Origin of the sequence: Uliginosibacterium sediminicola (assembly GCF_039631295.1) — a bacterium.
In the GTDB taxonomy this organism is placed as follows: Bacteria; Pseudomonadota; Gammaproteobacteria; order Burkholderiales; family Rhodocyclaceae; genus Viridibacterium; species Viridibacterium sediminicola.
The window spans coordinates 119,825-132,502 of record NZ_JBDIVE010000009.1 but is presented as its reverse complement, the minus strand read 5'-3'; the positions used below and the strand labels follow the sequence as shown (position 1 = coordinate 132,502).

Here is a 12,678-nt window from a genome sequence, read left to right as displayed (position 1 = left end):
AGCGCCCTCAGTTGTTTTCGTAAGAGAAGCGTTTGGCAATCTGCAGCAGCAACTGCTCAAGCAGCAAGCCGACGACGCCAATCACGAAAATCGCGATGATGATGTGTTCCACCTTGAGGTTGTTCCACTCATCCCACACCCAGAAGCCGATGCCCACACCGCCGGTCAGCATTTCCGCCGCAACAATCACCAACCAGGCCGTACCAATCGACAAGCGGATGCCCGTCAGCATGTAAGGCAGCACCGCCGGAAAGAGGATCTTGGTGAGGATCTTGTACTCGGAGAGATTGAGCACGCGCGCGACGTTCATGTAGTCGCTCGGAATACGCTGCACACCTTGTGCGGTATTGAGGATCATCGGCCAGATCGAGCAGATGAAGATGGTCCAGGTTGCCGCCGGATCAGCCTTCTTGAAGACCAGCAGACCAATCGGTAACCAGGCCAGCGGCGAGACCGGGCGCAACAGCGAGATGATCGGCTCGAACATCGCGTTGAGAAAGCTGAAACGGCCGATGGCAAAGCCCAGAGGAATACCGACCAGCGCAGCGAAACCGAAACCGATACCGACACGCTTGAGCGAGGACAGGATGTTCCAGCCAATGCCCTGATCGTTGGGGCCATTCACGTAGAAGGGATCAGAAAAGAGTTCAACTGCTGCATGCCAGGTCAGCAAGGGGCTGGGAATGCCGCTGGACTTCATGGCCACCAGGGCCCACAAACCGATCAGCAAACCCAGGCCGATCAGCGGTGGCAATACGCGGCGCAACACATTGAGCAGGCGCGCATTCTTGGCGGGCGGCACAGATGCGGCCGGAGTCGCTGCGGCAGGCGCGGCAGCGGAAGTAGATTGTTCTGTCATAGGGGAAAAGTCAGACATGGTTATGCTGGTCGTCATGATCGGATCGCTCCTGCAGGTCGCTTAGCGTTCAGGCACGAGGAGCCGGCACCCGCAGGCACCCGCCACTCAGACATGCGCCACGCAGCGAGCATCAGCCCGCCGCGTGGTGCGACGGATCAAGCCTTGATCTTGAAGCTGGCGGCGTACTTCTTCGGGTCCTTGCCGTCCCACACCGTGCCATCGATCAGCTTGGAGGTCCGGAAATCAGACTTCGGCACCGGCGCCTTGACGATGGCCGCCGCCTGCTTGTAGAGCGCGGTCTGGTTGATCTGCTTGGCCACACCCAAATAGTCCGGGTCTTCCTTGAGCAGGCCCCAGCGCTTGTGCTGTGTGAGGAACCACATGCCGTCGGAAAGGTAGGGGTAATTGACTGCGCCGTCGTTGTAGAACTTCATGTAGTTCTTCTCCGACCAGCTCTTGCCCAGACCGTTTTCGTACTGACCGATCATTCGGCTGCGAATGACATCCGCATCGGTATTGATATAAGACTTCGCACACACGACGTCTGCCGTCGCGCTGCGATTTGCCGCGCTGGCATCAATCCACATCGAGGCTTCGAGAATGGCGCACATCATGGCACGCGCCGTATTCGGATACTTCTTGACGAATTCTGCCGTGCAACCGAGCACCTTTTCGGGGTGATCGGTCCAGATGTCTTGCGTGGTCACAGACGTGAAGCCGACCTTGTCGATGATGGCCCGCTGCCCCCAGGGCTCGCCCACACAGAAACCGTCCATGTTGCCGACGCGCATATTGGCCACCATCTGCGGCGGCGGCACAACGATATTCTTTACATCGCGGAAGGGATCAATGCCATACGTCGCCAGCCAGTAGTAGAGCCACATGGCATGCGTGCCGGTCGGGAAGGTCTGCGCAAAAGTGTATTCCTTGTCTTTTTTCGCAACCACCTTCGCGAGTGCGGCGCCATCAACTGCGCCCTTTTCTTTCAAGGCGTTGGATAGCGTAATGGCTTGTCCGTTGTTGTTCAGCGACATGAGCACAGCCATGTCTTTCTTCGGACCGCCAATACCCAGATGAACACCATAGATGAGACCGTAAAGCACGTGCGAAGCATGCAACTCGCCATTGACCAGTTTGTCACGCACGGCGGCCCAAGAAGCTTCCTTGCTAGGGATGATCTTGATGCCGTACTTCTTGTCGAAGCCCTTGACGGCCGCCATCACCACCGACGAACAATCCGTCAGCGGAATGAAGCCAATGGTTACTTCTTCAAGCTCCGGCTTGTCGGACCCAGCTGCCCACACACTCCCTGCGGGCAAGCTACCAGCCGCCGCCACTACACCGCTCATCGCTGCTCCTCGCTTGAGAAAATCGCGCCGTCCTGCTGCTTCAAACTTCTCGGTCATTTTAATCTCCGTCGGTGACTCAGAAACTATCGTTCCAAGCGGACAACAAAAAAGGCGTCACGACATGGGAGAGACATTTCAGTCTCCCGATGTCGGACGCCTTTGTCCGCGACGGGCCGCCTTTGGCCCGCACTTGCAGAACAATTAAGCACGCTACGTGCCACCAAACAACAGACTATTTCACATCAAGCACTTAAGCCCGAAAAAGGGATCTCACGTCAATGCTGCGCAAGGTCTCCGGAGCACAATCCGGGGGCACTGCTGCAGTGCCTCGCACCAAAAACGATTTCAGCGTGCGGTCAAACCGTCTTCAACCGAGCAAGAGTTTGGCACTGGCGAGGATCTCCTCTGCCACATCGACTAGGCGCCGGCCACGCTCCATCGCCAGTTTGCGCAGTGCGTGATAAGCCTCGTCTTCCCCCATGCCGCGCGCCTTCATCAGCACGCCCTTGGCACGGTCGATCACCACCCGCTCACTCAGCTTGCGCTGCGCGTCGTCACGCTCGCGACGCAGGGCCATGTATTCGTCAAAGCGCACCGTCGCCACCTTGAGCAAGGCTTCGAGACGCGCCGGCGACAAGCCATCGACGACATAGGACGAGACGCCCGCACGCATCGCCTGACGGATCGCATCGTCACCGCTATCTTCGGAGAACATCAGCACCGGACGCGGAAAGTCCTGGTTCATCACCGCCAGATTTTCCAGCGTGTCGCGACTGGGGGAGTCGGTATTGATCAGCACGACATCGGGCAGGATTTCCTTGATCCGGTCATTGAGCTTGAACGCATCGGAAAGCACCGCCGCCACCATGTGCCCCGAACGCGTCAGGCCCTCACAGATCTCAAGCGCGCGCTCCTGGATTTCATCGATGACCAGCACCTTGAGCATGCATGACCCCTGGGAAGATGAGACAAAACAAGCAGTCAGAACCAATACAGCAAGACACGCGCCACACCGCACGGACGAGTACTGTACAGGGATGCAAGAACTTCAGGACTTGTGCTGAAGAACACGAAACAGAAATTAAAACTACTCGCGTCCGGACCAGACACGAAAAAGGCCACGCGAACGTGGCCTTTTCTTTGAAACTGGTCGGGGTGAGAGGATTCGAACCTCCGGCCTCTACGTCCCGAACGTAGCGCTCTACCAGGCTAAGCTACACCCCGAAATCTACACAGACTAAAACAGCGTACTCATTAATTCTCAGTACTCTCGTGCAACTGCGAAGTCACACAACTTGTTTAGTGCGTCTGCGAAAGCGGAGCATTCTAACACAGAAATTGCGTTGCGCGCAGCTTCTGCTTCACGTTTTGCGTAATCTCTCGTGACAGCCAAGGCATCGGTCGCGCGGATCGCGTCCATCACCTCGGCAAAAGACTCGCGCCCCGTCTCCTCAATCGCACGACGCACTGCGGCAGCCTGCTCAGGCGTGCCATGCTGCATGGCATGGATCAGCGGCAGCGTCGGCTTGCCCTCCGCCAGATCGTCACCCAGATGCTTGCCCGTGGTCTCTTCATCGCCGGAATAATCGAGCACATCATCGATCAGCTGGAATGCAGTGCCGATATGCCGGCCAAACAAGGCCATACGATCCTGCCCCGCTTCGTCGAGCCCGCCCAGAATCCCGCCCAGACGTGCAGCGGCTTCGAACAACATCGCCGTTTTGTAGTGAATGACGCGCAGATACTCTTCGACCGTCGCATCCGCATTGCGCACATTAAGCAGCTGCAAGACTTCGCCCTCGGCGATCACATTAGTCGCATCGGCCAGTACGCTCATCACGCGCATATCTTGCACGCCAACCATCATCTGGAATGCACGCGAGTAAAGGAAGTCGCCTACCAGCACCGAGGCGGCATTGCCAAACAGCGCATTGGCGGTCGAGCGGCCACGACGCAGCGAAGACTCATCGACCACATCATCATGCAGCAAGGTGGCGGTATGGATGAACTCCACCACGGCCGCCAGCTCATGATGACGCACCTCCCCCGGCTTGTCGCCATACCCCAGCGCGCGCGCAACCAACACGACCAGTACCGGACGCAAGCGCTTGCCGCCCGCCCCGATGATGTATTCCGCAACCTGCCGCACCAGCACAACATCCGAGTGCAAGCGCTGACGGATCACACCATTGACTGCATCAAGATCGGCAGCAATCGGTGCGTACAACTGTTCAAGCGAGACAAGGGAGGACAAGGCAGGCGCATGCATGAGGTGGCAAGACGCGGGATGTTATGTGGCCAAGGCAAACCACGTCAAGTCCGCCATAGATCGGGGGCTTGACTTCGGGCTTTGCGCAACACATAATTTCGGGTTCTGCGATCCTTGACTTGGTGCATTGCGCCTGGAACCGGGAAAACAGCTGTGCAGTCAGTGTTTCGCAAACTGCGTCAATTCAAGGACGCGGCGCGGCTCGCCGGCGCAATAAACGAGCAATTCCAAACGAAGTGGAGTCCAACATGTATGCGGTCATAAAAACTGGTGGCAAGCAGTATCGCGTTGCTGCCGGCGAAAAGATTAAAGTAGAACAGATACCGGCAGACGTTGGCGCTGAAGTTACCCTCGACCAGGTTCTCCTGGTCGGTGAAGGCGAGTCGGTCAAGATCGGCGCGCCCCTGGTTGCTGGTGCCTCTGTGAAAGCCGTCGTCCTGTCGCAAGGTCGTCACGACAAGATCACGATCTTCAAGATGCGCCGTCGCAAGCATTTCCAGAAGCATCAAGGTCATCGTCAAAACTACACCGAGCTTCGCATCGAAGCGATCTCGGCCTAATCGGAGGATAAAGCGCCATGGCACACAAAAAAGCAGGCGGTAGTTCCCGCAACGGCCGCGAATCCCATGCAAAACGACTGGGCGTGAAGCGTTACGGTGGTGAGCTGGTGATCGCTGGCAACATCATCGTGCGTCAGCGTGGTACCGAGTACCACCCGGGCGAAAACGTCGGCATCGGCAAGGACCACACGCTGTTCGCGCTGATCGATGGTCGCGTGCAGTTCGTCGTCAAGGGCCCGGCCCGTCGTCGTACCGTTGTGATCGTGCCGGAAGCCGCTCAAGCAGCTGCTTAATTTCCGTCGCACGCAAGCAACACCGAGCCCTGTCGCGACGCGACGGGGCTTTTCTTTTCCAGGGGCAGCCTCATGAAGTTCTACGACGAAGCGCGCATTGAAGTCATTGCCGGCGATGGTGGCAATGGCATGGCCTCGTTTCGCCGCGAGAAATACATTCCTTTTGGCGGCCCCAATGGCGGCGACGGCGGTCGTGGCGGCAGCGTCTGGCTGGTCGGCGACCGCAACATCAACACCCTCGTCGACTGCCGCTACACCCGCGTGTTCCGCGCCCAGCGCGGCGAGAACGGCGGCAGCAGCGACTGCTACGGCAAGGGCGGTGAGGACATCACCTTGCGCCTGCCGGTCGGCACCGTAGTCAAGAACAACGAGACCGGCGAAATCATGGCCGACCTCGATGAGGACGGCAAACGCGTGCTGATTGCCAAGGGCGGCGAAGGCGGCCTCGGCAATCTGCATTTCAAGTCCAGCACCAATCGCGCCCCGCGTCAGAAGACGATGGGCAAACCCGGCGAGCGCTTCGAGCTGTCGCTGGAGCTGAAGATCCTCGCTGATGTGGGTTTGCTGGGCATGCCCAATGCCGGCAAATCGACCTTCATTCGCGCAGTGTCCGCCGCCAAACCCAAAGTTGCCGACTACCCCTTCACCACCCTGGCGCCGAATCTGGGCGTGGTGCGCACGGTCGAAGGTCGCAGCTTTGTGATCGCCGACGTGCCGGGCCTGATCGAAGGCGCAGCCGAAGGCGCCGGCCTCGGCCATCGCTTCCTGCGCCACTTGCAGCGCACCCATTTGCTGATGCACCTAGTTGATCTGGCGCCCTTTGATCCGGAAGCCGATCCGGTACGCGAAGCGCGCGCCATTGTCGAGGAACTCGGCAAGTACGACGAAGGCCTGCTCAACAAACCGCGCTGGCTGATCCTCAACAAGCTCGATCTGATTCCTGAAGCAGAGCGCGCCGGGCGTATCCGCGCCTTCCTCGACGCCTATGGCGAGCCCGAGCACTGGTTCGCCATTGCGGGCATCACCGGTGACGGCTGCAAGGAACTCATTTTTGCCATTCAGGACTATCTGGATGCGCAACCGCGCCGCACTCAGGAAGAGATGCTGGAGCAGATCGCTGGCGGCCCGCAGCCCAAGAAGGTCGAGCCGGCCGCCGACGATGAGGACGAGGAAGACGACGACGATGATTTCGAAGGCGAGATCATCTACGTCCGTGACTGACCGACTGGAATACGAGTACCCCGCGCATGCGTGAAACCATCAGTAATGCCCGCCGCCTTGTCGTCAAAGTCGGCAGCGCGCTGGTCACCAACAACGGTGCCGGCCTGGACCTCGCAGCCATCGCCGGCTGGGCACGCCAAATTGCCGAGCTGCGCAAGCAGGAACGCGAAATCGTGCTGGTCTCCAGCGGCGCCATTGCCGCCGGCATGCAGCGCCTGGGCTGGACCGAGCGGCCGAACGAAACCCACGCCTTGCAAGCAGCTGCCGCCGTCGGCCAAATGGGTCTGGCGCAAGCGTACGAAGGCGCTTTCGCGCAGCACGGACTGAAAACCGCGCAGATCCTGCTCACCCACGCTGACCTTGCGGATCGCCTGCGCTATCTGAACGCACGCTCGACGCTCGCCACCCTGCTGTCGCTGGGCGTGGTGCCGATCATCAACGAGAATGACACCGTCGTCACCGATGAAATCAAGTTCGGCGACAACGACACCCTCGGTGCCCTGGTCGCCAATCTGATCGAAGCCGATGCGCTGATCATCCTCACCGACCAGCGCGGCCTCTACACGGCCGACCCGCGCAAAGACCCGGCTGCCACGCTGATCAGCGAAGGCCGTGCCGAAGACACGCAATACGAGGCGATGGCCGGCGGCGCCGGCAGTGGCATCTCGCGCGGCGGCATGATCACCAAGATCCGCGCCGCACAACGCGCGGCCAGCAGCGGCGCGCACACCCTGATCGCCTCCGGGCGCGAGACCGATCCGCTGCTGCGCCTGGCCGCCGGGGAATCCCTCGGCACCCTGCTCTACGCCAGCAGCACCCCGCTAGCGGCGCGCAAGCAATGGATGGCCGACCATCTGCAACTGGCCGGCAGTTTCAAGCTCGACGCGGGCGCCAGCAAAGCGCTGGGCAACGGTGCCAGCTTGTTGCCGATTGGCGTGACTGCTGTCGATGGCGACTTCGAGCGCGGCGCGGTGATTGCCTGCCGTAACAGCGCCGGCATCGAAATCGCACGCGGACTCAGCAACTACAGCAGCTCCGAAGCGCGCCGCATCGCCGGCCATGCCTCCAGCGAGATCGAGTCCCTGCTCGGCTACATCGAAGAGCCGGAGCTGATCCACCGCGACAATCTGGTCCTGCGCTGACACGCATACGCGGCATGGACGCCCTGCAACGCGCCAAAACGCTGTTCCTTGCCGCACTCGAAGAACAGGCGCGCACCGCCTGGCCACAAGCTGAAACATTACTGCGCGAAGCGCTCAGTCTGGCGCCCGACCGCGAATCGATCCAGGTGAATCTGGCGGCCGTCTTGCTCGCCCAGCGGCAGCATGCGGAAGCCATTACGCTGTGCCAACAAGTGCTGGCAAGCAATCCCGACAACGCCAATGCCTGGCTCAATTTGGGTCTGGGGCTGAATCTGGCTGAGCGCTATGCGGAAGCGCTCAACGCACTACAGCGTGCTGCCGCGCTGGATGCGAATGCCGCCATCAGCGCCGCACACGCTCGCGCCTTGCACGGCCTGGGCCGCTGGCACGAGAGCCTCGCACAGCACCAGGCGGCACTTGCCGAGACGCCCGACGACATCACCCTCATCTGCGGCTATGTCGACACCCTGCTCAAGCTCGAACGCGCCCCCGCAGCGCTGAACTACATTCGCGATGCACTGCAGCGCCACCCCGCTGAGCCCGCCCTGCTCAATGCCTGCGGCAATGCCCAGCTCGCCTTGCGCCTGCGCGAAGAAGCCTGCCAGAGCTATCTGGCAGCATTGCAGCGGGCGCCGGATGAAGCGGCCATCCTGAGCAATCTTGCCAACGCACTCACCCAGCTGGATCGCCCGCTTGAAGCCATTCGCTACTGCGAGCAGGCGCTGAGCCAACATGCGGAGCATTACGAAGCCCTGCAGAACCGAGCCCACGCACTGGCCGAACTCAACCAGGTCGACGCTGCACTAGCTGATTACGAGCACTGCCTAAGCTTGCGACCGCAGGCGGCCGACGCCTACCAACTGCGCTGGAACCGCGCCCAGCTACTGCTGTTAAAAGGGGATTTCAGCAACGGCTGGCTCGCCCACGAATGCCGTCGCCAACGCCCCGAACAAGCCAGCCTGCTTGCCTACACGCAACCACTATGGCTTGGCGAGACGCCTCTTGCAGGGCGCCGTTTGCTGGTCCATGCCGAACAGGGCCTGGGCGATACACTGCAGTTCTGTCGCTATCTGCCATTACTCACAAAGCAAGGCGCAGCAAGCATCACCTTCAGCGTCACACGCAAGCTGCACGGTTTGCTAGCCCAAATAGAGAACGTCGTACTACATGCAAGCGACGCCCCCCTGCCCGAGCATGACTTGCAATGCCCACTGATGAGCTTGCCACTGGCCTTACAAGCCCTTCAGCCCAGCATTCCGGGATGCACACCCTATCTTTCAGCCACACATGATCGACTGAAACATTGGCGCGCACGCCTGCCTCAGGGCAAACCCATTATCGGCCTGACCTGGTCGGGCAATCCGCATTACCCCAATGACCGACAGCGCTCGATGCGCTTGGAACAGTTACTACCTGCCCTTGTCGGGCAGTTCAGTTTCGTGTGCCTGCAACGCGACATCCGCGAGATCGATCAACCCATTCTTGCCGCACATCCAGAGATTCTGGTCTTCGGGGAGCAGATCGACGATTTCGCCGACAATGCTGCACTGGCAGCGCTATGTGACGTGGTGATCAGCACAGATACCTTCGTCGCCCACCTGGCCGGCGCCCTCGGCAAAAAGCTCTGGCTGATGCTCTCATTTGCGCCGGACTGGCGCTGGCAGCTGAAACGTGAAGACAGCCCCTGGTACCCCGGCGCCCGTCTATTCCGGCAGCAAGCCCCCGGTGACTGGGCCGGCGTCGTCGCACGCATCCGCGACGCCCTGCAGGTAGAATTTGCGCCCTGAGCGTCCCGGTCAAGCTGGCGCTGACTGCAAGGCCAGCGCAGCCCGCACTGCGACCGCCACATCATCCCAAACGCCTGGCTGCAGCTGCCTGAACAGGCGTACCGAGGGGTACCACGGTGTTGTCTCTGCGTCGTTCAACCAGCGCCAGCAATGCGGCCGCGCCAGCAGCACCCAACATGGCGCCGCCATCGCTCCGGCCAGATGTGCGACCGAAGTGCAGACCGAGATCACCAGGTGCATCTGCGTAATCAGCGCTGCCGTATCCGCGAAGCTCTCCAGCTCGGCACCGAAATGCGGCACCCCGGCTTGCGCCAGCATCGCCAATTCCGCTTCACTCGCCTGCTGCTGCAAGCTGACAAAGGACACACCAGGTACGCGCATCGCCAACATGCTTGCCAAAGGCAAGGAACGCTTATGGTTGTCCCCTTGTGCGACGTTGCCGGACCAAACGACCCCGACGCGCAGGCCGGGCAAACTCGGTGACAGCCCAGCAATGCGCGCTTGCCATTTGTCACGACTGGCCTGATCTGGCGCCAAGGCCTCAGCCGGTACAGGAATATTGCCCGCATGGTTGCCCAGCGCACCGGGCAAGCTCAGCAACGGACAATGGTAATCAAATGGCGGAATCGCCTCCCCCTCGGCAATCACCGCAGCAAGTCCAGGCAGGCTTTGCAGCAAGCTCTTCAAGGCCGGCTGCACGTGCAGAATGACCTCTGCCCCGAGCTGCGCCACAGACAGCGCAAAACGGCTGAACTGCAAGGTATCGCCCAGACCCTGCTCGTCGTGCAGCAAGATCCGTTTACCGGCCAGGCACTGCTCCCCTGTCCATCGCGCTTGCACAAACGAACGCTGCGGGTGGCGCTCACCAAGCTGCCAGCCCCATTCATATTTGTGCCAGGTTTCACGCGACCAGTCGCCCATACTCAAACGGCACAGCGCCTCGTTCCAGTGCGCACTGGCGTAATCCGGGCTGAGGATCTGCGCCAGCTGGAAGCTGGCTAGCGCATCGTCAAAGCGACCCAACTTTTGCAAGGCATTGCCACGGAAATTATGCCCATCGGGGTGCGCAGGTTCGGCTGAGACCGCTGCATCGAGATCCGCCAAAGCACCGCTGTAATCCTCCAAAGCCATGCGCGTAATCGCACGATTACGCAGCAACTCAGCGGAAGGCACATGTCGTGTGCTCGCCGCATTCAAGATCGCCAGCGCCTCCGCATAGCGCCTCACCACACGCAGCAAAGCGGCCGTTGCCAAATAAGCGGGCTGGAAATCCGGATCTTTCGCCCTGGCCAGCGCATACGCAGCCAACACCTCCTCCAGCGGCGCCGCCTGTGCGGCCAGGGTATTGGCCATATAGAACTGGATTTCAGCGCTATCCGGCTGCAGCAGACTGGCGCGGCGAAATGCCTGCATCGCCTGTTCGGTTTCACCCGCCGTCAAAGCCAGCGAACCCAAGGCGCACTGGACACGTAAAGCTTGGGGATGCATCAAGGCGGCACGCCGCAGCAATTTCAATGCTTCGGCCAGCTCGCCCCGCTCAGCCAGCAGGTGGCTGAGCTCAAGCGTGGATTCGACGTGCCCGGGCTGCTGTTTGAGTGTGCGGCGGAGCTTCTTTTCAAGCACGGCGTACGCCTCATGCATGGGAAACTCCCTCAATGTGCTGACGCAAAGCCGGCATCAGCTGCTCGTCAATCAGCCCCGCCCAATCGCCCTGTCGGTTCTGGCGGAACAGTCGCGCCGTGGGATACCAGGGGCTGTCCTCGCGCTCAAGCAGCCAGCGCCAGTCATGCGCATACTGCAGTAATACCCAGACAGGGCGCTCCATGACGCCTGCCAGATGGGCGACCGAGGTGCACACGGAAATCACCAGATCGACCTGCGTCATCAAGGCCGCCGTCTCTGCGAAATCAGCCAGATCCTCGCCAAAATGGCGAATTGTCCCATCGGCCACCAAGGCGCGCTCCTCATCGCTGCGCAATTCCTTTTGCAGGCTGATGCATTCGATTTCCGGTGCAGTAATCCGCAGCAAATCCCTCAGCGCCAATGAGCGCAAATGATTGTCCTGCTGCGCAGGATTACCCGACCACACCAATCCAACGCGCAGAGTGCCGCGCTTCGGACCCAGGCGTGCACCCCAGGCAGCAACGCGCTGAGCATCCGGCGCAGCGGGCCGGACATTGGGCGGAATCGTATCGAGCCGCGTCGCGAATACATGCGGCAAGCTCAGTAGAGGGCAATGCAGATCAAAAGCCGCTAAGGCGGCTCCACGCGCAAACACGGCCTCGACACCGGGAAAGTCTTTCAACAAAGAAACCAGGGGCGCCTGGACTTCCAGTAGTACTCGCCCACCCCGTGCTGCAAGCAAAGGCAGGTAGCGCAGACATTGCAAACTGTCGCCCAGCCCTTGTTCGGCGTGCAGCAAAATCGTCCGTCCGGCCAGATCCTCGCCTTGCCAGCGCGGCTGCGTGAAGTCGCGGTGCTGGCGAGCGAAACTCGCGCGCCGCCAGCGCCATTCATATTTATCCCAGCCCAGCGCGTAATCGCCCAGTAACAAGCGGCAGCGCGCCTCGTTCCAATGTGCATCGGCATACTCGGGCGCCAGTACGATCGCTCGCGCATACGCCTCCAGGGCGGCTTCAAAGCGCCGCTGATCCTGCAGGATCACCCCGAGATTGCTCCAGCCATCCGCCATGCGCGGATCCAGCGCCAGCGCCTGTTCATAGGCGGCAATGGCTTCGTCCAGCCGGCCAAGCGCCTTCAAGGCCACACCGCGATTGAGCATCGCATCTACATAAGCAGGCTGTTGCACAAGAGCTGCGTCATGCGCCTGCAGCGCTTCAGCGGAACGTCCCAAGCCGTGCAACACCACACCACGATTGTTAAGTGCTTTGGCGGAACGCGGCTGCACCAGCAGTGCGCGATCCAGTGCACGCAAAGCTTCCGCCTGGCGCCCGGACAGATGCTGCACCAGCCCACACAGATGAAGCGCCTCGAAATGCTGCGGTTGCTGCTGCAGCACCAGCCGGCACAGGCTTTCAGCCTCGGCATAACGCCCGGCCTGTGCAGCGCTTAAAGCACGCCGAAAGTACAGATCCACCCCAGAGGGTGGCGGCGCGGCAAAAATATTGGGGGGCTTGTTCGTGCTCATATGCACGCCATCGTAATGCACGCAGACAAACAAAAAGCGGCCCTCGAAAG

At 60.6% G+C, this 12,678-nt stretch carries 11 protein-coding genes and 1 tRNA gene; 5 read left to right on the top strand and 7 right to left on the bottom strand.

The window, feature by feature from the left end:
- Positions 1-7 precede the first annotated feature (7 nt).
- From ntrB to ABDB84_RS15625, 5 genes are all read right to left on the bottom strand, one after another.
- Positions 8-895, bottom strand: coding sequence for a nitrate ABC transporter permease (gene ntrB, locus ABDB84_RS15645; RefSeq protein ID WP_345920689.1), 888 nt, complete (start codon positions 893-895; stop codon positions 8-10).
- Positions 896-1,014: 119 nt separating this feature from the next.
- Positions 1,015-2,265, bottom strand: coding sequence for a CmpA/NrtA family ABC transporter substrate-binding protein (locus tag ABDB84_RS15640; protein ID WP_345920688.1), 1,251 nt, complete (start codon positions 2,263-2,265; stop codon positions 1,015-1,017).
- A 310-nt stretch (positions 2,266-2,575) separates the two neighbouring features.
- Positions 2,576-3,154 carry an ANTAR domain-containing response regulator gene (locus ABDB84_RS15635; protein WP_345920687.1) on the bottom strand — a complete coding sequence of 193 codons (579 nt, stop codon included), beginning with the start codon at positions 3,152-3,154 and terminating at the stop codon, positions 2,576-2,578.
- 201 nt (positions 3,155-3,355) lie between these two features.
- A tRNA-Pro gene (locus ABDB84_RS15630) sits at positions 3,356-3,432 on the bottom strand.
- Positions 3,433-3,469: 37 nt separating this feature from the next.
- Positions 3,470-4,462, bottom strand: a complete 993-nt coding sequence (locus tag ABDB84_RS15625) for a polyprenyl synthetase family protein (protein ID WP_345920686.1) — start codon at positions 4,460-4,462, stop codon at positions 3,470-3,472.
- A 263-nt stretch (positions 4,463-4,725) separates the two neighbouring features.
- Between ABDB84_RS15625 and rplU the strand changes: the two genes are divergently transcribed.
- From rplU to ABDB84_RS15600, 5 genes are all read left to right on the top strand, one after another.
- Positions 4,726-5,037, top strand: a complete 312-nt coding sequence (gene rplU / locus ABDB84_RS15620) for a 50S ribosomal protein L21 (protein WP_345920685.1) — start codon at positions 4,726-4,728, stop codon at positions 5,035-5,037.
- Positions 5,038-5,054: 17 nt separating this feature from the next.
- Positions 5,055-5,330, top strand: a complete 276-nt coding sequence (gene rpmA / locus ABDB84_RS15615) for a 50S ribosomal protein L27 (protein ID WP_345920684.1) — start codon at positions 5,055-5,057, stop codon at positions 5,328-5,330.
- Positions 5,331-5,402: 72 nt separating this feature from the next.
- Positions 5,403-6,551, top strand: a complete 1,149-nt coding sequence (gene cgtA / locus ABDB84_RS15610; RefSeq protein ID WP_345920683.1) for an Obg family GTPase CgtA — start codon at positions 5,403-5,405, stop codon at positions 6,549-6,551.
- 26 nt (positions 6,552-6,577) lie between these two features.
- Positions 6,578-7,693, top strand: a complete 1,116-nt coding sequence (gene proB, locus ABDB84_RS15605; RefSeq protein ID WP_345920682.1) for a glutamate 5-kinase — start codon at positions 6,578-6,580, stop codon at positions 7,691-7,693.
- A 14-nt stretch (positions 7,694-7,707) separates the two neighbouring features.
- Positions 7,708-9,480, top strand: a complete 1,773-nt coding sequence (locus tag ABDB84_RS15600; RefSeq protein WP_345920681.1) for a tetratricopeptide repeat protein — start codon at positions 7,708-7,710, stop codon at positions 9,478-9,480.
- A 9-nt stretch (positions 9,481-9,489) separates the two neighbouring features.
- Here ABDB84_RS15600 and ABDB84_RS15595 read toward each other — a convergent pair whose 3' ends face one another.
- Together ABDB84_RS15595 and ABDB84_RS15590 are read right to left on the bottom strand one after the other, a co-directional pair.
- The gene (locus ABDB84_RS15595; RefSeq protein WP_345920680.1) at positions 9,490-11,121 is read right to left on the bottom strand and encodes a tetratricopeptide repeat protein; all 1,632 of its coding nucleotides are present in this window, start codon (positions 11,119-11,121) and stop codon (positions 9,490-9,492) included.
- A complete protein-coding gene (locus tag ABDB84_RS15590; RefSeq protein ID WP_345920679.1) occupies positions 11,114-12,628 on the bottom strand; it encodes a tetratricopeptide repeat protein in 1,515 nt (504 codons plus the stop codon). The genes ABDB84_RS15595 and ABDB84_RS15590 overlap by 8 nt, the downstream gene beginning before the upstream one ends.
- Positions 12,629-12,678 lie beyond the last annotated feature (50 nt).

Bases quoted from the DNA above. Each gene is read 5' to 3' on its own strand.
- cgtA (WP_345920683.1), top strand. From the start codon at position 5,403: ATGAAGTTCTACGACGAAGCGCGCATTGAAGTCATTGCCGGCGATGGT.
- proB (WP_345920682.1), top strand. From the start codon at position 6,578: ATGCGTGAAACCATCAGTAATGCCCGCCGCCTTGTCGTCAAAGTCGGC.
- ntrB (WP_345920689.1), bottom strand. From the start codon at position 895: ATGACGACCAGCATAACCATGTCTGACTTTTCCCCTATGACAGAACAA.
- ABDB84_RS15635 (WP_345920687.1), bottom strand. From the start codon at position 3,154: ATGCTCAAGGTGCTGGTCATCGATGAAATCCAGGAGCGCGCGCTTGAG.
- rplU (WP_345920685.1), top strand. From the start codon at position 4,726: ATGTATGCGGTCATAAAAACTGGTGGCAAGCAGTATCGCGTTGCTGCC.
- ABDB84_RS15595 (WP_345920680.1), bottom strand. From the start codon at position 11,121: ATGCATGAGGCGTACGCCGTGCTTGAAAAGAAGCTCCGCCGCACACTC.
- ABDB84_RS15590 (WP_345920679.1), bottom strand. From the start codon at position 12,628: ATGAGCACGAACAAGCCCCCCAATATTTTTGCCGCGCCGCCACCCTCT.
- rpmA (WP_345920684.1), top strand. From the start codon at position 5,055: ATGGCACACAAAAAAGCAGGCGGTAGTTCCCGCAACGGCCGCGAATCC.
- ABDB84_RS15600 (WP_345920681.1), top strand. From the start codon at position 7,708: ATGGACGCCCTGCAACGCGCCAAAACGCTGTTCCTTGCCGCACTCGAA.
- ABDB84_RS15640 (WP_345920688.1), bottom strand. From the start codon at position 2,265: ATGACCGAGAAGTTTGAAGCAGCAGGACGGCGCGATTTTCTCAAGCGA.